This is a genomic window from Streptomyces sp. NPDC053513 (assembly GCF_044544765.1).
Taxonomy (GTDB): Bacteria; Actinomycetota; Actinomycetes; order Streptomycetales; family Streptomycetaceae; genus Streptomyces; species Streptomyces litmocidini.
Genome location: NZ_JBITXP010000010.1, coordinates 46,383 through 64,528 on the forward strand (window position 1 = coordinate 46,383; position 18,146 = coordinate 64,528).

General features: G+C 74.0%; 19 protein-coding genes. 7 read left to right on the plus strand and 12 right to left on the minus strand.

Going from position 1 to position 18,146, the window contains the following annotated elements:
* Positions 1-59: 59 nt before the first annotated feature.
* Complete coding sequence (locus ACIGW4_RS19155) at positions 60-662, minus strand: PadR family transcriptional regulator (RefSeq protein WP_123458089.1); 603 nt, start codon at positions 660-662, stop codon at positions 60-62.
* A 158-nt stretch (positions 663-820) separates the two neighbouring features.
* On the opposite strand from ACIGW4_RS19155, the gene ACIGW4_RS19160 reads away from it, so the two are divergent.
* From ACIGW4_RS19160 to ACIGW4_RS19170, 3 genes are all read left to right on the plus strand, one after another.
* The gene (locus ACIGW4_RS19160; protein WP_399581725.1) at positions 821-1,306 is read left to right on the plus strand and encodes an SRPBCC family protein; all 486 of its coding nucleotides are present in this window, start codon (positions 821-823) and stop codon (positions 1,304-1,306) included.
* Positions 1,307-1,583: 277 nt separating this feature from the next.
* Positions 1,584-2,963 carry an Ig-like domain-containing protein gene (locus ACIGW4_RS19165; RefSeq protein ID WP_399581728.1) on the plus strand — a complete coding sequence of 460 codons (1,380 nt, stop codon included), beginning with the start codon at positions 1,584-1,586 and terminating at the stop codon, positions 2,961-2,963.
* Positions 2,964-2,978: 15 nt separating this feature from the next.
* Positions 2,979-3,287, plus strand: a complete 309-nt coding sequence (locus ACIGW4_RS19170; RefSeq protein ID WP_123458086.1) for a CU044_2847 family protein — start codon at positions 2,979-2,981, stop codon at positions 3,285-3,287.
* Positions 3,288-3,320: 33 nt separating this feature from the next.
* Here ACIGW4_RS19170 and ACIGW4_RS19175 read toward each other — a convergent pair whose 3' ends face one another.
* The 4 genes from ACIGW4_RS19175 to ACIGW4_RS19190 all read right to left on the minus strand — a co-directional run bounded on the left by ACIGW4_RS19175 (position 3,321) and on the right by ACIGW4_RS19190 (position 7,455).
* Complete coding sequence (locus ACIGW4_RS19175; RefSeq protein WP_123458085.1) at positions 3,321-4,136, minus strand: ABC transporter permease; 816 nt, start codon at positions 4,134-4,136, stop codon at positions 3,321-3,323.
* Positions 4,137-4,158: 22 nt separating this feature from the next.
* Positions 4,159-5,082, minus strand: a complete 924-nt coding sequence (locus ACIGW4_RS19180; protein ID WP_123458084.1) for an ABC transporter permease — start codon at positions 5,080-5,082, stop codon at positions 4,159-4,161.
* Positions 5,083-5,092: 10 nt separating this feature from the next.
* Positions 5,093-6,292: an ABC transporter substrate-binding protein gene (locus ACIGW4_RS19185; RefSeq protein ID WP_398711106.1), complete on the minus strand. Its 1,200-nt coding sequence runs from the start codon at positions 6,290-6,292 to the stop codon at positions 5,093-5,095.
* A gap of 125 nt (positions 6,293-6,417) precedes the next feature.
* Positions 6,418-7,455, minus strand: a complete 1,038-nt coding sequence (locus ACIGW4_RS19190) for an ABC transporter ATP-binding protein (protein ID WP_123458082.1) — start codon at positions 7,453-7,455, stop codon at positions 6,418-6,420.
* Positions 7,456-7,586: 131 nt separating this feature from the next.
* Here ACIGW4_RS19190 and ACIGW4_RS19195 point away from each other — a divergent pair, with 131 nt between their 5' ends.
* The 3 genes from ACIGW4_RS19195 (at position 7,587) to ACIGW4_RS19205 (ending at position 10,757) form a co-directional block, all read left to right on the plus strand.
* Positions 7,587-8,438, plus strand: coding sequence for a FadR/GntR family transcriptional regulator (locus tag ACIGW4_RS19195; RefSeq protein WP_399581732.1), 852 nt, complete (start codon positions 7,587-7,589; stop codon positions 8,436-8,438).
* A complete protein-coding gene (locus ACIGW4_RS19200; protein WP_399581735.1) occupies positions 8,392-9,177 on the plus strand; it encodes a cache domain-containing protein in 786 nt (261 codons plus the stop codon). The genes ACIGW4_RS19195 and ACIGW4_RS19200 overlap by 47 nt, the downstream gene beginning before the upstream one ends.
* Positions 9,178-9,362: 185 nt before the next feature.
* Positions 9,363-10,757 carry a VanZ family protein gene (locus ACIGW4_RS19205; protein WP_399581738.1) on the plus strand — a complete coding sequence of 465 codons (1,395 nt, stop codon included), beginning with the start codon at positions 9,363-9,365 and terminating at the stop codon, positions 10,755-10,757.
* An 18-nt stretch (positions 10,758-10,775) separates the two neighbouring features.
* Here ACIGW4_RS19205 and ACIGW4_RS19210 read toward each other — a convergent pair whose 3' ends face one another.
* The 3 genes from ACIGW4_RS19210 to ACIGW4_RS19220 all read right to left on the minus strand — a co-directional run bounded on the left by ACIGW4_RS19210 (position 10,776) and on the right by ACIGW4_RS19220 (position 13,071).
* The gene (locus ACIGW4_RS19210; protein WP_123458078.1) at positions 10,776-11,432 is read right to left on the minus strand and encodes a TOPRIM nucleotidyl transferase/hydrolase domain-containing protein; all 657 of its coding nucleotides are present in this window, start codon (positions 11,430-11,432) and stop codon (positions 10,776-10,778) included.
* Between the two features lie 62 nt (positions 11,433-11,494).
* Positions 11,495-11,812, minus strand: coding sequence for a cupin (locus ACIGW4_RS19215; RefSeq protein ID WP_123458077.1), 318 nt, complete (start codon positions 11,810-11,812; stop codon positions 11,495-11,497).
* Entirely contained in the window at positions 11,812-13,071 is a 1,260-nt protein-coding gene (locus tag ACIGW4_RS19220; protein ID WP_398711113.1) for an MFS transporter, read from the minus strand. The genes ACIGW4_RS19215 and ACIGW4_RS19220 overlap by 1 nt, the downstream gene beginning before the upstream one ends.
* Before the next feature lie 107 nt (positions 13,072-13,178).
* On the opposite strand from ACIGW4_RS19220, the gene ACIGW4_RS19225 reads away from it, so the two are divergent.
* Complete coding sequence (locus ACIGW4_RS19225) at positions 13,179-14,084, plus strand: LysR family transcriptional regulator (protein ID WP_399581742.1); 906 nt, start codon at positions 13,179-13,181, stop codon at positions 14,082-14,084.
* Here ACIGW4_RS19225 and ACIGW4_RS19230 read toward each other — a convergent pair.
* The 4 genes from ACIGW4_RS19230 to ACIGW4_RS19245 all read right to left on the minus strand — a co-directional run bounded on the left by ACIGW4_RS19230 (position 14,081) and on the right by ACIGW4_RS19245 (position 17,985).
* Entirely contained in the window at positions 14,081-15,379 is a 1,299-nt protein-coding gene (locus tag ACIGW4_RS19230; protein WP_399581744.1) for a M20 family metallopeptidase, read from the minus strand. The two genes, ACIGW4_RS19225 and ACIGW4_RS19230, sit on opposite strands and share 4 nt — an antisense overlap.
* Positions 15,380-15,541: 162 nt before the next feature.
* Positions 15,542-17,200 carry an acyl-CoA dehydrogenase family protein gene (locus ACIGW4_RS19235; RefSeq protein ID WP_399581747.1) on the minus strand — a complete coding sequence of 553 codons (1,659 nt, stop codon included), beginning with the start codon at positions 17,198-17,200 and terminating at the stop codon, positions 15,542-15,544.
* Positions 17,184-17,801: a TetR family transcriptional regulator gene (locus ACIGW4_RS19240; RefSeq protein ID WP_398711119.1), complete on the minus strand. Its 618-nt coding sequence runs from the start codon at positions 17,799-17,801 to the stop codon at positions 17,184-17,186. The genes ACIGW4_RS19235 and ACIGW4_RS19240 overlap by 17 nt, the downstream gene beginning before the upstream one ends.
* A 31-nt stretch (positions 17,802-17,832) precedes the next feature.
* Entirely contained in the window at positions 17,833-17,985 is a 153-nt protein-coding gene (locus ACIGW4_RS19245) for a hypothetical protein (RefSeq protein WP_398711121.1), read from the minus strand.
* Positions 17,986-18,146 lie beyond the last annotated feature (161 nt).

The window sequence follows — 18,146 nt, forward strand, 5'->3', positions numbered from 1 at the left end:
AGGCCCGCCCGATCCGTCTCTGTGTCGCCCCCGGTGCCTCCGGCGGCCGGGCGGTGACGTTACCGCAGAGTAGAGGCGGCGTCATCCCTCCGCGGGGCCGCGTCCCGTGCGGCGGCGCGCCGGTCGAGCACGGCGAGGGCGCGCTCGCCCCAGCGCAGGTTCTCCTCCTCGAAGAACCGCCCGCGCATCAGGGTGAGGTACGGACCCACCCGCTCCGCCTCACCCAGATAGGTGTCCTCGTCCCGGCCGTCGAGCATCCACTCCCGCAACCGGTCGTAGCGGGCCAGCTTCGCCCGGGCCGTCTCCATCCGCCGGGCCACGAACTCACGGACGGCCGCGGTGTCGCCCTCGTCGCAGGCCTGCACCTGCACCATCAGCTCGTCGCGGACGGCGCTCGGCCGCGGCGGGGTCGTCGTGTAGGCGACCAGATCCCGCCTGCCCGACTCCGTGAGGCTGAACATCCGCTTGTTGGGGCGCCGTTCCTGCTCCACCACGCGGGCCGTGATCAGACCGGCCTCGGCGAGCCGCTCCAGCTCGCGGTAGAGCTGCTGCGGTGTGGCGGCCCAGAAGTTGGCGACGGACACGTCGAAGATCTTGGCCAGGTCGTATCCGGAGGCCTCGCCCTCCAGGAGAGCTGCGAGGACGGCGTGCTTGAGGGACATCCGGACACGCTAGCAGCACGTTGAATAGTTTCCTCCGCACCTAATCAACCGCCGGAGCACCCGTGCCGGACGGGGGTTCTTCGCTGGCACGTCCGTCCGGCGCCTGCCTAGGGTGGAGAGGGGCAGGCCGCGGGGGAGCAGATCCGAGGGGCAGCACGATGGACAGCGACTCGTTCGTCTACACCACCTACATCCGGACCACCCCCGAGGAGCTCTGGCGGGCGCTCACCGACCCCGAGCTCACGCGCCGCTACTGGGGCGTCGCCTTCGAGTCGGAGTGGACCCCGGGCGCGCCGATGGTCTGGGACGAGAACGGCCGCAGGACCGAGGACGCCGAGCAGGTCGTCCTCGAGGCCGAGCCCGGCCGCCTCCTCTCGTACACCTGGCACACCTTCACCCCGGCCTGGGCGGAGGCGGTCCGCCTCGAGGAGGAGGCGTACGAGCGCCTCACCCGCGAGCGCCGGTCCCGGGTCACCTTCGTGATCGAGCCGTCCGGCGACATGGTCAAGCTCACGGTCACCCACGGGGACCTGGAGCCCGACGGCACCATCAAGGGGCTGATCGGCGAGGGCTGGCCCGCGCTGATCTCCAGCCTCAAGTCCCTTCTGGAGACCGGCGAGGAACTCCCGGAACCGGCCCGCTGACCCGGCCGCCGGGTCTCCCGCCCCGCTCGACCGGCCTGTGGAGCCCGTCGACCGGCCTGCGGAGCCTGTCGATCGGCCTGCGGAGCCCGTCGACCGGTGGGCCGAGCCCGTCGACCGGCCCGCTGACCCATTCGAGTCGTCTCGCCCCCGACTCCGCCGCCACGCCCGGTGTATTGATCATCTTTTTCTCCTCTCATCCGCTTTGATGCTGCGGTCGGCACCGTCCGCCGACGTCACCGCAGGAAGACGTCACCGCATGAAGGAGAGGGTGTCCGACGTGTCGTCACGCCGATACGCACGGGGGTGGGGAGTCCTCTCCCTCGCCGTCGGAGCCGTCCTCGTCAGCACGGCGGCCCAGTCCCCGGACCGGGAATCCGAGGACGAACGCCGGGCCGCCGCCTCCCGCGCCGCCACCGCCGTCGTCGCGGTGGACGGCTGCGCCGCCGGCGGTGGCCTGTGCTCCGGCCCGCGCCGCTCGGTCGTCCTCGGCGGCGACCGCGTCCTCACGGGCCGCCCGTTCACGCTCGGCCCCCGGGCCACCGGGCCCGTGGAGCTCGCGCTCCGCACCCCCGGAGTGCTCGCCGACGTCACCGTCACCGACCAGCGCGGCCGCCGGGTCGCCGGAGCGCAGAGCGCGGACCACACCCGGTGGACCAGCGCCGCACCCCTGCCGGCCGGGGCCCGGTACGCCGCCCGGCTCGTCGTCGACGGGGCGGGGGCGGGCGGCGCCCGCCGCGCCCGCCTCGACTTCCGGACCGCCCCGATGCCCGCCGGGGAGCGGCTGACCGTCACCTTCGGACCCGGGGGCGGCGGCCCGTACGGGGTGGGCCGGCCGATCACCGCCGAGCTCAGCAGGCCCGTGCCGGAGGACGATCCCGACACCCGCCGCGCCGTGGAACGGGCCCTCGACGTGCGGTCCGAACCCCACGTCGACGGCGCCTGGCACTGGGTCGACTCCGCCACCCTCCACTACCGGCCCCGCACCTACTGGCCCGCCCACGCCACGATCCGCGTCCACAGCGGCCTCGACGGGGCCCACCTCGGCGGCGGCCTCTACGGCGGCCCCTCACGCCCCCTCACGTTCACCACGGGCGCCCGGATCGAGGCCGTCACCGACGTCTCCGCCCACCGGATGACCGTCTTCCGCGACGGTGAACCCCTGCGCACCCTCCCGGTCACCACCGGCAAGGCCGGCTACCGAACCCGGGGCGGCATCAAGGTCGTCCTCGGCAAGGAGCCCCTCGTCCGCATGCGCGGCGACACCATCGGCATCGAGCGCGGCAGCACCGACTTCTACGACCTCAAGGTCCGCTGGGCCACCCGGGTGACCTGGAGCGGCGAATACCTGCACGCCGCGCCCTGGTCGCTCGACTCCCAGGGCAACGAGGACGTCAGCCACGGCTGCACGGGCATGAGCACCGAGGACGCCGCCTGGCTCTTCCGCACGGTGCGCGAGGGGGACCTCGTACGGGTCGTCAACGGGTACGGGAAGCCCATGACGCCCTTCGACAACGGCTTCGGCGACTGGAACCTCAGCTGGCCCGAGTGGCTCCGGGGCAGCGCCCTCGCCGCGGACGGCCCGGAAAGCACGGACACCGCAGACATCACCGGCCCCGCGTCCAGGTCGGTCGCGGGCGCACTGAGCCCGACACTCTGAACGCAGGGAGCTTCGATGCCGGACATCACCGAGGTCGAGGTCGGAGACGCGACCCTCTTCGTGGAGGCCCGACGCCTCGGCCCGGAGGCGGACCTCGAAGGGCTCGGCGGTCGGCTGCCCGACCTGTCGGGCGTCACCGAGGCCCTCTCCTCCTTCGCCGGGCAGATCGGCGCGGCGCTCCACCAGGCGGCCCCCGACCGCGCGACCGTCGAGTTCGGCTGCCAGCTCGGCCTGGACGCGGGCAGGCTCACCGCGCTCGTCGTGCAGGGCAGTGCCAACGCGAGCCTGCGCGTGACCCTCGAATGGGTGAAGCGACCCCGCTGACGGACGCCGATGGAACGGGCCGGGCGGCGCCCCTCACACCCGCCCGCCGCCCGGCGTGTCCGAGGAGAGCCGCTGCGCCGCGTAGATCGGGATCACCGAGAGCAGGACGAGCGCCGCCGCCACCACGTTGACCACCGGGGCCTGCTGAGGGCGGGTCATGTTGTTGAAGATCCACACCGGCAGGGTCTGCACCCCGGGCCCCGCCGTGAACGTCGTCACCACGATCTCGTCGAAGGACAGCGCGAAGGCGAGCAGCCCGCCCGCGAGCAGCGCCGAGCGCAGCAGCGGGAAGGTGATGTCCCGGAAGACGCGGAACGTGTGCGCCCCCAGGTCCATCGCGGCCTCCTCGTACGAACCGGGCAGCCGCCGCAACCGCGCCACCACGTTGTTGAAGACGACCACGATGCAGAAGGTGGCGTGGCCCACGACCACCGTGAACATCCCGAGGCCGACGCCGAGGGGTTCCAGGACCGTGCCGAAGGCCGAGTTGAGCGCGATGCCCGTGACGATGCCGGGCAGCGCGATCGGCAGCACCACCGCGAAGGAGACGGCCTCCCGCCCGAAGAAGGTGTACCGCTGCACCGCGAAGGCGATGAGCGTGCCGAGCAGCAGGGCCACGGCCGTCGCCGCGAGCCCCGCCCGGACCGAGGTCCACAGCGCCTCGCGGGCGCCCTCGTTGTCCCAGGCCGCCGCCCACCAGTCGAGCGTGAGGCCGGGCGGCGGCCAGCTCGCCGAGCGGTCCGGGTTGAGCGAGCCGAGCAGGACGAGCAGCAGCGGCAGGTAGATCGCCGCGAAGCCGAGGCCGGCCGCGGTGCGCAGCGCGATCCGCGCGGGACGGGAGAGGTTCATCGGTCGCGGTCCTTCCGGCCGGTCACAGGCTGCGCAGCGCACCGGAGCGCCGCACCGCGAGGAGGTACACCACGATGACGGCGACCGGCACGGTGCCGAGCGCGGCCGCCAGCGGCAGGTTCAGGGTGACGTTGGAGTAGACGAGGTTGCCGATCAGCTGGGTCTTGCCGCCGACGATCTGCACGGTGATGTAGTCGCCGAGGCTCAGGGAGAAGGTGAAGACGGACCCCGCGGCCACCGCCGGCCACACCAGCGGCAGCACCACCGAGACGAAGGTCCGCCAGGTCCTCGCCCCCAGGTCCGCCGAGGCGTTCAGGAGGTTGTCGGGGAGCTGGACGAGCGCGGTGTGGATCGGCAGCGCCATGTAGGGCAGCCAGAGGTACGTCAGGACGAGCACCGTCGCCGTGAGCCCGTACCCCGGCCCGCTGAGGCCGAGGGGCCGCAGCGCCCAGTCGAGCGGCCCCCCTTCGGAGAGGATGAGCCGCCACGCGTACACCTTCACCAGGTAGCCGGCCCACAGCGGCATGAGCAGCGCGACCACGAACAGCGGTCGGCGGCGCGGGTGCGCGACGCGCGCCGTGTAGAAGGCGAGCGGGAAGGCGATGACGGCGCAGAGCGCGGTCACGGCCAGGGCGACGCCGATGGTGCGCAGGGCGACCGTGCGGTAGACGGGGGAGCTGACGAGCTCCTCGAAGTTCTGGGAGGTCCAGATCCGGACGACCTCCGACGTGAAGGTGTCGGTCGACCAGAAGGCGGAGAGGAACAGGGCCGCCAGGGAGCCGAGGTAGGCGAGGACCAGCCAGAGCAGCGGGGCGGTGAGCAGGGCGGCGAGGCGCAGCCGGGGCCGCCGGTGCAGGGCCCCGGCGAGCCGCCGGACGGCACCGCGGCCGGGGCCGGCGGCTCGCTGCGCGGACTCGGGGGAGAGCCCGGGGGTGAGTGCGGTCATGGCGCCGGGGTCAGCCCTTGATCTCGTTCCAGGCCTGGACCCACTTGGCGTACGGCACGCAGCGCGCGTCCGTCCGGCCGTCCAGGCACTGCTCGATGGGCGTGGTCCAGAAGTGGACCTGCTTCCAGTACGCCTCGTCGGTGGCGTGGAAGACGGCGCAGTGGTTCTTGTCGGCGGTCTCGGCGCACGACTTCGCGTTGGCCGGGGCCTCGCCGAAGTACTCGGCGACCTGCGCGTTGGTCTTCGGCGAGACGATCCAGTCGAGCCACTTGTAGGCGCAGACGGGGTGCTTGGCCTTGGCGGAGACCATCCAGGTGTCGGACCAGCCGGTGGAGCCCTCCTTCGGCAGGACCGCGTCGACCTTCGCGCCCTCGGACTTGGCGAGGTTGGCGATGACCTGCCAGCTGGTGCCGACGACCGAGTCGCCGCTCTTGAAGGCGGAGATCTCCTTGAGGTAGTCGCTCCAGTACTCGCCGATGTGCGCGTTCTGCTCCTTGAGCAGGGCCACGGCGGCGTCGAACTGCTTCTGGTCGAGGGCATACGGGTTCTTGATCCCGAGCTCGGGCTTGGTCGCCTTGAGGTACAGGGCGGCGTCGGCGAGGTAGATGGGGGAGTCGTAGGCGGTGACCTTGCCGCTGTGCGCCGAGGCCTTGTCGAAGACGGCGGACCAGGAGTCGGGGGCCGGCTTCACCTTCTGCGTGTCGTACATGAGGAGGTTGGCGCCGCGGCCGTGCGGGATGCCGTAGGCGACGCCCCTGACGGAGTTCCACTCCTTGTTCTTGAGCCCGGTGAAGACGTCGGCGTAGTTCGGCACGAGCGCGGTGTTCACGGGTGCGGCGTCGCCGGAGGCGATCAGGCGGAGGGAGGCGTCGCCGGAGGCGGAGACGGCGTCGTACGCGCCGGTCTTCATCAGCGAGACCATCTCGTCGGAGGTCGCGGCGGTCTTGGCGTTGACCTGGCAGCCGGTCTGCTTCTCGAAGGAGCTGACCCAGTCGACCTTCGGGTCGTTCGAGCCGTCCTCGACGTATCCGGCCCAGGCGATCAGGTTGACCTCGCCCTCGGCCTTGCCGAGCGCGGTGGGTGCCTTCAGGTCGGGCGGGTTGAGGCCGCCGGACTTCCCGGACCCCGCCGGGTCGGCCGATCCGCAGGCGGTGACGAGGAGCAGCCCGGAGAGGGCGGCTGCGGCCAGGAGGGAGCGGTGCGGGCGCACGTGGTTCTCCGTTGCGTGAGGGGACGGGGGCGTGGGGGAACGGGGTGTGACGGGGGGAGGGGAGCGGGGCGTGACGGGGCAGGGGGAAAGCGGGACGTGACGGGGGACCGGGGAGCTCTCGGCGCCTAGGGGGTCTCCGGGACGCGCACGGCGTGGTCCGGGTGCCACTGGAGGCCGATCCGGGCGCCCCGGAAGGCGGCCAGGTCGGCGGAGGAGGTCTCCAGGTTCTGCTGGAGGGCGGTGAGCCGGCCGCCGCCGTCGAGGTCGACCAGGAAGCGGGTGGAGTCGCCGAGGTAGACGACCTCCGCGACCGTGCCGGCGGCGGTGGCGTGCCCGGGGTCGCCGGGCGCCTTGTGGTCGGGGAGGATCCGGATCTTCTCCGGGCGGATGCTGTACGTGCCCGCCGTCCCGACCACCTGCCGCGCGGTCTCCCCGGTCAGCAGGTTCGAGGTGCCGACGAACCCGGCGACGAAGGGGGTCGCGGGGCGCTCGTAGATCTCGGCGGGGGCGGCGACCTGTTCGATCCGGCCCTGGTGGAAGACGGCGATCCGGTCGCTCATCGTCAGGGCCTCCTCCTGGTCGTGGGTGACGAAGACGAAGGTGATGCCGACCTCCCGCTGGATCTCCTTGAGTTCGACCTGCATCCGTTCGCGGAGCTTGAGGTCGAGCGCGCCGAGGGGTTCGTCGAGGAGCAGGACGCGGGGCCGGCCGACGAGCGCGCGGGCCAGGGCGACCCGCTGGCGCTGGCCGCCGGAGAGCTCGGCGGGCCGGCGCCTGCCGAGACCGTCGAGACCGACCTGCGCGAGGGCGGCCCGGGCGCGCACCAGGCGTTCGGCGCGGGGCACGCCGCGGACCTTGAGGCCGTAGGCGACGTTCTGTTCGACCGTCATGTGCGGGAAGAGCGCGTAGTCCTGGAAGACGGTGTGCACGTCCCGCTCGAAGGGGGCCAGCCGGGTGACGTCGCGGCCGGCCAGCTCGACGGTCCCCGCCGTCGGTGCCTCGAAGCCGGCGATCATCCGCAGCACGGTCGTCTTCCCGGAGCCGGAGGGGCCGAGCATCGAGAAGAACTCGCCGTCCGCGATCTCCAGGTCCACCCCGGCCACGGCCTCGGTCCGGCCGTAGGCCTTGCGCAGTCCCGTCAGCCGGATCGCCATTCCCTCCATGAGCGGGAACCTTTCTGGTGCGGTGGAGCGTTGCTCGGGCGTGGGCGTAAACATATGAAGTCATAGTTCAAATCTCAAGACCCCTTTAAGGTAAAGCCTGAGTCAACGCTCGACGCGCGAGGTGGTTAACCGTGAGACCGAACGGCAGGCCGGACGAGGCAGGCGGCGCGGCCGGGACCGGCACGACCCGCAGGGCCGTCTTCGCCCCCGTCGACACCCGGGCCCGGGTCGACACCGTCGTCCGCCGCATCGGCGACGCCATCGAGCTCGGACTCCTCGCCGACGGGGAGCAGCTGCCCGGCGAGACCGAACTCGCCGCACAGCTCGGCGTCTCCACCGTCACCCTGCGCGAAGCCCTCATGGCCCTGCGGCAGCAGGGCCTCGTCACCACCCGCCGGGGCCGCGGGGGCGGCAGCTTCGTCACCCTGCCCGACAACCCGCCGCAGGAGCGGCTGCGCGCCCGCCTCGCCGACTGGTCCACCGAGGAGCTCCGCGACCTCGGCGACCACTGGGCCGCCGTCTCCGGCGCCGCCGCCCTGCTCGCCGCCCGCCGCACCCAGCCCGGAGACCTCCGCCCCCTCATCCGTACGGTCGAGGAACTCGCCGCCGCCGGAGACCCGGCGACCCGCAGCAGGCTCTACGGCCGTTTCCACGTCGAACTCGCCGCCGCCGCCCAGTCCGCCCGCCTCACCCGAGAGGAGATCGCCCTCCAGACGGACCTGGGCGCGCTCCTCTGCCTCGTCCTCGACGACCCCGTCCATCTCGGCAATGTGTCGGATCGTCACCGCGCCGTGATCTCCGCCGTGCAGGATGAGGCCGACGAGCGGGCCAGAACGCTCGCCGAGACGTGCGTACGGGAGTCGGTGGAGCGGCTGATCGCGCTGCGCCTCGGCGTCCCCGACCGCGCAACCGAGCCTCGTCCCGAGGAGGACACGCATGGGCAGGAGCACCGGGCTCGCGGGCCCCGCGAGGGCCGTCGCTGACACGGATCCGGTCGACGCGGTCGTCGGCCGCGTCCGGGACACCCTCGAAGAGGTCTTCGCCGCCGTCGCCGAGACCGGCGCCGACACGGGCGCCCTGCTCGCCGGGGCGACCGGAGCGGGCCGCGAGCCCGTCGCCGCCGACCTGACCGCGCTGCGCCCCGGACTGCACGCCCGGCTCGCGGACCATCCGCTGGTCTCGGGCGTCGGCTTCGTCGCCGCCCCCGGCCTCCTCACCGACGTACCGGGCTGGCTGGAATGGTGGCAGCGCGGCCCCGACGGAGCCGTCCGTCCGCTCCTCCTCGACCTCGACCCGGAGCACTCCGCCTACTCCGACTACACCCACTGGGACTGGTACACCCTGCCCCGCGAGACCGGCCGCCGGGCCGTCGCCGGGCCCTACGTGGACTACCTGTGCTCCGACGAGTACAGCCTCACCCTCTCCGCGCCGGTCGCCCTCGACGGCCGGTTCGTGGGCGTGGCCGCCGCCGACGTCTACCTGCGGCACTTCGAAGCGGCCGTCCTCCCCGTGCTCCAGCGACTGCCCGCACCGGCCCGGCTCGTCAACGCCCGGGGCCGGGTCGCCGCCTCCACCGACCCGGCCCATCTCGCCGGCTCCCTCACCAAGGGCCCCGACTTCGCCGCCGTCCTCACGGGCCCGCCGACCGGACACCGCGCCGCCGACCTGCGCCTGCTGCCCTGCGGGGACACCCCGCTCGTCCTGGTCACGGCGAACGGCTGAGCCGCCGAGCCCCGGCGCTCCTTCCGACCAGGACCTGTGGAACCCCGCGATGACGGTGCCGCCCTCCGGCGCGGGCTGACCTGACACACGTCGCGGGCCGCCGAAACCGTTCGTCGCGAAGGGTCCGTCTGCCGGTACGGGGCCGTTCGGCCTCCCCACGCTCCGAACCGGCAAGGAACGCACCTGTGTTCACCGCGATCTTCCAACAGCACCACGGCTACCTGGCCGGCTGCGCCCTCGTCGCCCTCGCCCTCGCGGCGGTGGCGTGGTGGGCGGCCCACCGGCTGGGCGACCCCCACGGCAGATGGTGGGCGGGACTCGCAGCCACCCTCGCCGCCATGATCGGCGTCACCTTCATGGGGAGCGGTGACGCCGCCGGCGAATGCGTCGTCAACCACGACCTCGTCGAACCGTTCCACACCACTCAGGGCCTGTGGAACCTCGCGATGACGGTGCCGCTTGGATTCTTCGCCGTCCTCGCGTCACGCCGTCCCCTTCCCGCGCTCGTCGGCGTCGTCTCGGTGCCCCTGGCCGTCGAGTTCGTCCAGGGGACCGTGGACGGGCTGGGCCGCCTGTGCGACAGCGCGGACGCCGAGATGAACGTCCTGGGAGGCCTCATGGGCGCCGCCCTCGCCCTCTCGGCACTCGCCGCGCTGAAGCGGGTCGACTGGCTCGCCGGAGCCAAGGCCGCGCTGTGGGCGTCCGTGGCCCTGTTGGTGATCGGAGTGGGGGCGGCGCGCACGGCGGTGGCCTTCACCCATGTGGACGGCACGGGCCTCTCGGCCGCCGCGACCGGCCAGCGCGAGACGGTGGAGAAGGCCCTGAGGGAGGCGTTCGGCGACCGCTACGTCCTGGGGAGGACGTACCACCAGCCGTGCCTGGACCTGCCCTGCGCGAACATCGTCTTCAACCTCTTCCGTCGTGGCGTGGCGCGGCAGGAGGGATACGGGAACGGGACCCTGTCCTGGCCGGACGGGGAACGACTGGACATCACGTTCGAGGACGGCGACCGTCCCACCGCCATGGGGTTCCCGGTCCCCGGCGCCGGTGCGCCCGCCACCGCGAAGGAGGCGTACGAGGCGGCCCGGGCGTACATGCGGGCGCACCACCCCTGGGCGGAGGAGGCGGGCGCCCACGAGACGCATCCCATGGGGAAGGAGGCGGAGTTCGGGTGGACGACCCGCTGGACCTGGAAGCAGGACGGCGTCCTGATGCCCCGTTCGCTGGACGTGCGGATCGACCGGCAGGGGCGCGTCTCCCGGCTCGACGTGAACCGCGGACCCGTGCGCCTGGAGCTGGAGGAGGCGAAGCTGAGTGCGGAGCAGGCGGAACGAGCCGTACGGGAGCACTTCACCGCACGGTCCGGAGACAGGGGGGTTCCGGACGGCGTCCGGTTCGAGGCGCTCGCCCTCAAGGCCGTGGAAAGGGGCGGCGCGTGGCGTCCGGAGTGGCTGGTGAACGTCAGGGTGGGCGCGGTGGAGCAGCCGACGTCCCCGCCGACCCCGGAGACGGCGGACGTGCAGTGGGTGGACGCCCTGTCCGGAGACGTCCACGACAGTGCCTTCGGCACGGGGAGGTGACGTCGTGCCTCCGGCCGTTCACACGCTCGCCAGGAGGTCGTCGAGCGGCGCCGGCACCCCGTCGGCGTCCAGGGCCTCCACCAGGAGGGTGCCGTAGCGGATCTTGCGGCCCTTCTTCGTGCCGAGGAAGCGCCGCAGCTGCCGGTGCCGGGGCCGGCCGTGCTGGGCGGGCTGGGTCAGGAAGGTCTGCCAGGGGCGCAGGTCGCCCTCCGTCCTGATGATCTCCTCGACCTTCGCCGGGCCCAGCGCGCGGATGAGCTCGTCCTCCAGGTCCGCCACACAGACGAAGAAGTCCTCGCACGGGGCCCCGGCCCGCAGCAGCCCCCGCTCGTAGAAGCCCCGCTCGCGCTCGTCGCACAGGCCCGTCAGACGCAGGCCGAGACCGGGCGGGCCGAGCAGTTCGGCGTAGCGGGCGACGCTCATGGCCCCGCCCATGGACACCACGCACACGCCTTCCGCCGCGAGGTCCCGGCCGCGCCGCGCGGCCAGCGTCCCGACGGCCGCGAAGTCGCTCGGCCCTTCCAGGAGCACCGCCGTGCGCAGCCCCAGTGACACGGCCAGGTCCCGCGCCGCGTCCCCGTCGGAACCGCCGGCCGCCCAGCGGCCCACCTCGTCCCGGAACGCCCTCACGTCCGCCGTCACCCTCGTGCCCGCCGATGCCTTCGTGTCCGCCATGGGGCGAGTCTGCCCGTCCACCGGCCGGCGGGGCAGCGAATATCTCGACCGGACGCCCTCCCTCAGTCGTTCACGGCCGTGAGGAGCACCACCGCGTCCTCCAGCGCCGTCAGCCCGTGCCGTTCCTTGGGGATCATCCGCAGCGTGCCGGCCCGCAGCTCCTCGGCCCGCCCGGCCGCCGTCAGGCTCACCCGGCCCCGCAGCACCTGGAGGCTCGCGGCCGGCGGCGCGTTGTGCTCGTCCAGGGACGTGCCCGAGGTCAGGGCGATGACGGTCTGCCGCAGCACCCCGTCGTGCATCACCAGATGGGCGCTGCGCCCGTGCGGCGCCGTACGGGCCGCGGCCAGGTGCTCGTCGGCGAGGGCGGTGAGGTCCAGCATCATGACTCTCCCTGCGGGATGCGCGGACGGATACCCCCAGCCTCCCGTGTGACGTCCCGGACGCAACTCGGGACCGCCGGTCGCGCGGAGACCAGCACGAGCCCGCCGGCGGCGACGCACGCCCCCGCGGCCAGCAGCGCGGCCGACCAGCCGTGCGCCTCGTACAGCCAGGCCCCGGTGAGGGAGCCGAGGGCCCCGCCGCCGAACGTGGCCAGCATGAAGACCGTGTTGACCCGGGCCGCCACCGCCCGGCCGATCCCGAAGATCCGCGCCTGGCCGGCCACCTGGCAGGAGCTGACCCCGACCACCAGCAGGTTCGCCCCGGCCACCAGGGCCACCGGGGCGTACGGGGCGAGTCCGGCGGCCGCGAGGCCGAGCCCCGCGCACACCAGCCCCCCGGCGTTCACCGCCGAGGCCCCGTACCGGTCGGCCAGCGGCCCCGCCACCGCCGAGAGCAGCGCCGCCGGCAGGGTCAGCACCCCGAAGAGGCCCGCCGCCCCCGGCCCGTACCCGAGCGGCGGGGCCGCCAGGTGGAAGGCGAGCACGGACCAGAAGACGCTGAACGCCGCGAAGACGCACGCCCCGAGCAGTGCCGAGATCCGCAGTTCCCGGTGGACCGCGAGGAGCCGCGGAAGCCCGGCCAGGAGTCCGGCGTACGAGGTGTCTCCCCGCGACCCCAGCCGTTCGGGCAGTCGGCGGGGGAGTACGAGGAGCAGCGCCGCCGTCGCCACGGCCGCCACCACGTAGGCGGTCCGCCAGCTGCCGCTCGCGTCGGCCACGGCGCCCGAGACCGTACGGGAGAGCGTCGAGCCCAGCGTCAGGCCCAGGCCCACCAGGCCCACGACCCGGCCCTGCCGTCCGGGGCCGGCGAGCACCGCCGCCACCGGGGTGAGGATCTGCGGCAGCACCGTCGTGGTGGAGAGCGCGAAGGTCGCGAGCGTCAGGGTGACCACGTCGGGCGCCGCCGCCGCGACGAGCAGCGCGGCACCGGTCAGGGCGAGCAGCACCGAGGTGAGGCGGCGCAGCCGCGCGGAGTCGGCGAGCGGCACGAGCAGCAGGATGCCGAGCGCGTACCCGATCTGGGCGGTCGAGGCGATCGCCCCCGCCGTCCGCTCCGACACGTCCAGGCCGCGCGCCACGGCGGCGAGCAGCGGCTGCGGGAAGTAGATGTTGGCCACGGCGACCGCTCCCGCCACGGCGAGGAGCAGGACGTTCACGCGCGGGGCGGAGGCGGCGGGGGCAGGGGTGCGTGGGACCACGGAGGCCCTTTCGTACGGGGGAGGGGGACACCTCCAGGCTCCCGGTCGCCGCCCCGGCCGATCAAGATGTCATCATGAAACCGGCGTTGAGCCACACTCAACGATCGATGGACCTCAAGGGGTGGGCCGTGCTCGAACGGTACGAACTGGAAGCCTTCCTCACGCTCGCCGAGGAACTCCACTTCGGGCGCACCGCCGAGCGCCTCGGCGTCTCCACCGGCCGGATCAGCCAGACCGTCAAGAAGCTGGAGCGCCGCGTCGGCACCCCGCTCTTCGCCCGCACCAGCCGCAGCGTCCGGCTCACCCCCGTCGGCCACGCCCTGTACGGGGACCTCCTGCCCGCCCACCGGCAGATGCGAGCCGCTCTCGAACGCGCCACCGCCGCCGGACGCGGCGTCCACGGCAGACTCCGCGTCGGCTTCGGCACCCCCTGGGGCGGCGAACTGCTCACCGCCGCCGCCGAGGCCGTGACCGTCCTCCACCCGGGCTGCGAGATCACCGTCCGCGAAGTCCCCCTCGACGGCGGGGTCCGCGCCCTCCAGGACGGGACGCTGGACATCCAGTGCACCGCCTTCCCCGTACGCGAGCCGGACCTCACCACCGGCCCCGTCGTCGTCACCGACGAGCGGGTGCTCCTCCTGCCCGCCGGCCACCCGCTGGCCGGCCGCGCGTCCCTCGGCGCGGAGGACCTCGCAGGCCTCGACCTGATCGCCCCCGGCGGCGCCGTCCCCCGCCACTGGGTCGACCACCACTACCCCCGCGCCACCCCGTCCGGCGCGCCCGTCGGCCGGGGACCGGCCGCCGCCACCTGGCAGGAGGTCCTCTCCCACGTGACCGCGGGCCGGGGCGCGTCCCCCGGCGCGGCCCGCGGCGCGCAGTACCACCCGCGCCCCGGCATCGCCTACGTCCCCCTGCACGGCCTCCCGCCCCTGGAGTACGGCCTGGTGTGGCCGACCGCCTCCGACTCCGCCCTGCTCAGGGCCTTCGTGAAGGTGGTCGGCACGCCCCTCTAGCCCTCCCGCCGTGCGACCAGCGCACCCGTCAGATGGTCGTACGCCACGTGCGCGTGCAGGCGGACGCCGGTGACGAGGGTGTCGTCGTCCGCGTAGAAGTGCGGGTTGTGGTTGGTGACGAGGCCGCGCCCGCCCTCCACCGGGACCGGTCTGCCCGAGGCGTCCGGCGTGGCGTCCTGGACGCCCAGCATCACGTACAGGCCGCCGAACCGGCCGATGAACTCGGAGACGTCGTCGTACCCGAGCGTCGCGCCCGTCTCCACGACGCGCTCCTCCCCGACCACTCGGCGCAAGGTCGGCAGCCCGGCCTCCACCCACGGCCCACTGTTGTGCACGGGCGGCACGGACTGCAGGTACTCCACCGCGGCCGTCGCGCCGTACGCCGCCGCGGAGTGCTCGGCCAGCGTCGTCAGGCGCCGCTGGACCTCGGCCATGTCGGACTCCACGGCGCAGCGGACCGTGCCCCACAGCGTCACCGTCTGGCCGATGATGTTGAAGCGGCCCACGTCCTCGACGTGCCCGATCGTCACCGTCACCGGGTCGAAGGCCGAGACCTGCCGGTACAGCTGGCCGATGCCGGTGAGGACGGCGCCGACCGCCGGCATCGGGTCGATCCCCTCCCAGGGCGTGGAGCCGTGCACCTGCTTTCCGGTGACGACGACACGGACCAGGGTGGACGCGCCGTACTGGTTGCCGATCCGGTACCCCACGTACCCCTTCGGATACGGCGTCACGTGCATGCCGAAGGCCATCGTCGGCACCGGGCCGGCGAAGGCGCCCGCCTCGACCATCGCCCGCGCCCCGCCCTCCTCCGTCACCGGCGGGCCCTCCTCGGCGGGCTGGAACACGAAGAGGACCGTGCCGGGAAGCCGCTCGCGGACGCCCGCGAGCACCGTCGCCGCACCCATCAGCATCGCCGTGTGGCAGTCGTGCCCGCACGCGTGCGAGACGGGGAACGGGCCGCCCGGGTAGTCGGCGTCCACCGTCTCGGAGGCGAAGTCCGCCCCGCACAGGTCCCTCACCGGCAGCGCGTCCATGTCCGCCCGCAGCGCCACGACCCGCCCGTCGTCCGGCGCCGTCCCGCGCAGCACGCCCACGACCCCGTGCCCCGCGATGCCCGTACGGACCTCGTCGAGACCCAGGGCGCGCAGGTGGTCCGCCACCAGACGGGCCGTGTTCTCCTCCCGGTTGGACAGCTCGGGATGCCGGTGCAGATGACGCCGCCAGGCCACCACCTGATCGGCCGTGCCGGCCGCCCGCTCGTCCAGTTCGTCGTGGATCGCCTCGCTGCCCAACGGGCACTCCCTCTCGTACCGGCCGGCGCCGCGGCCCGGGAACCGTGCGCGACCAGCCTGCCATCCGGGAGGCGCCGGGGCGAGGCGCGGACCGGACGGGCCGGGCCCGTGGCGGCGCGGGCCGGTCCCGGCCCGCCCGGCCCGCGGCAGGCGCGGCGCCGGTCAGGCCGGAGCGCCCGCCGCCTCCGGGCCGCTCCGCGCGATGATGGCCGCCGTGTCCACGCCCGCCGGCAGCGTCCCGAAGGCGAGGCCCCGGTCCCCGTCGAGGCGGGAGGCGCAGAACGCGTCCGCGATCGCCGGGTGGCCGTGCCGGACGAGCAGGGACCCCTGGAGGACCAGGGCGAGACGCTCGACGAGCCGCCGTGCCCCGTACGCCACCGCGTCCGGGTCGCCGAGCCCCGCGAGGTCCTTGCGGAGGCCCGCGACCGCCGCGTCGAACCGCCGGTCGGCGCCCGCGGCCCGGTCGACCTCCGCGAAGAACGCCTCCACCGCCTCCGGCTGACGGGACATCGCCCGCAGCACGTCGAGCGCGGCGACGTTCCCCGAGCCCTCCCAGATCGACGGCAGCGGCGACTCCCGGTAGAGCCTCGGCAGACCCGAGTCCTCGACGTAGCCGTTGCCCCCGAGGCATTCGAGGGCCTCGGCCGCGTGCGCGGGGGCCCGCTTGCACACCCAGTACTTGGTGACCGCGAGACCGAGCCGGCGCAGCTGCTCCTCCTCGGCGTCACCGCGGGCCGCCCGGTCCACCGCCCCGGCCAGCCGCAGCGACGCGACCGTCGCGGCCTCCGCCTCCACGGCCAGGTCCGCGAGGACGTTCCGCATCAGCGGCTGGTCCACGAGGCGCGCCCCGAACGCCGTGCGGTGCGTGGCGTGGTGCACGGCCTGCACGAGCCCCAGACGCATGCCGGAGGCCGAGCTGATGGCGCAGTCGAGCCGCGTCATGTTGACCATCCGGATGATGGTGGCAACCCCGCGCCCCTCCTCGCCGACCAGCCGGCCGAGGGCGCCCTCGTACTCGATCTCGGAGGAGGCGTTGGACCGGTTGCCCAGCTTGTCCTTGAGGCGCTGGAGCCGGATCGCGTTGCGGCTGCCGTCGGGCAGCACCCGGGGCACCAGGAAGCAGGACAGGCCGCCGGGCGCCTGCGCCAGGGTGAGGAAGACGTCCGACATCGGCGCCGAGGTGAACCACTTGTGCCCGGTCAGCGCGTACTGCCCCGGCTCGCCCGTGGGTACGGCCCGGGTCGTGTTCGCCCGGACGTCCGAGCCGCCCTGCTTCTCGGTCATCGACATCCCGGCGATGATCCCGCGCTTCTCCGTCGGCACCCGCAGCCCGAAGTCGTAGGCGGAGGAGGTGAGCAGCGGCTCGTACACCTCGGCGAGTTCGGGCTGGACGCGCAGCGCGGGCACCGCCGCGTACGTCATGGAGACCGGGCACAGGTGCCCCGCGTCGGCCTGTCCCCACACGAACACCTTGGCCGCGCGCGCCACGTGCGCGCCCGGCCGCTCGTCGCGCCAGGGCGCTCCGTGCAGGCCGTGCCGTACGGCCACGTCCATCAGCGCGTGCCAGTGCGGATGGAACTCGACCTCGTCGATCCGGTGACCGTACCGGTCGTGGGTGTGCAGCACGGGGGAGTGGCGCTCGGCGAGCCGGCCCCACTCCTGGGCCTCCTCGCCTCCCGCCCTCGCCCCGAGCTCACGGACCTCGGCCTCCGCCCAGCCCGCGCCCTCCCGGCGCAGCGCCTCCAGGAGCGCGGGGTCGGCGGAGACGTCGTGACCGGTCAGCGACGGTACCTGGTTGGTGACCTCATGCGTGGTCGGCATCGGGAACTCCCAGTGCTCGCAGGGTGAACGTGACGAGTGCGGGTACGGTCTCGGGGCCGACGGGCCCCTCCGCCAGCGGCCCCACGAGCGCCTCCGCGCCCGCCCCGACCAGCGCCGAGGCGGTCAGGAGCGCGTCCTGGGGCGGCAGTTCGCCGGAGCGCACGCCCTCCTGGACGCGCGCGGCGAACACGTCCCGGAACGCGCGCCGGAAGACCAGCCGCTCCGCGTCCACGGCGGGGTCGACCGGTTCGGCGAGCAGCGCGTAGGCGAGGCGCGGCGACTTCAGGGCCCGCTGGGCGAAGGTCTCGATCACGGCGACCACCCGCTCGGCCGCCGAGCCGTGCCCGGGGTGCCCGGCCGCCTCGGAGACGGCCGCCACCTCCCGGCTCACCACCGTCCTGAACAGTTCGACGGCGAGCTCGGCCTTGCTCGGGAAGTGGCGGTAGACGCTGCCGGTGGCGATTCCGGCGCGCGCGGCGACGGCGGCCATCGTGCAGCCCGCGTACCCCTGCTCGGCGAGCAGCTCGCGGGCCGCGTCGACGACCGACGCGCGCTGGGCGTCGAGCCGGGCCTGGACGGCGGGGGTGCGTCGGTAGGGCATGGAAGAAGTGAAGCAGTGATTCACTGCTTCATCAAGAGACCGGACGAAGGCGCCCGCCACCGGAGAGGAAGGAGCCCGGTTCCTCGCGGAGGCGGGCGAGTTCCTCGCGGAGCCAGAGGCGCACGTCGACGAGTCGGTTCCCGAACGCCGCGAGGCGGCCGGCCGGTTCGGAGGTGGCGGCCATGGGGCGCATGTCCCCGGTCGGCGCGGGAGGGCGCACGGCCTTTCCCGGTACGGGACGGGGGGGGGCCCCCCCCCCCCCCGGGGGGGGGGGGGGGCCGGGCCCGCGCCGGGGCGGGCCCGGGAGACAACAGCGGCACCCACAACCCCACGCCCCCCCCCCCA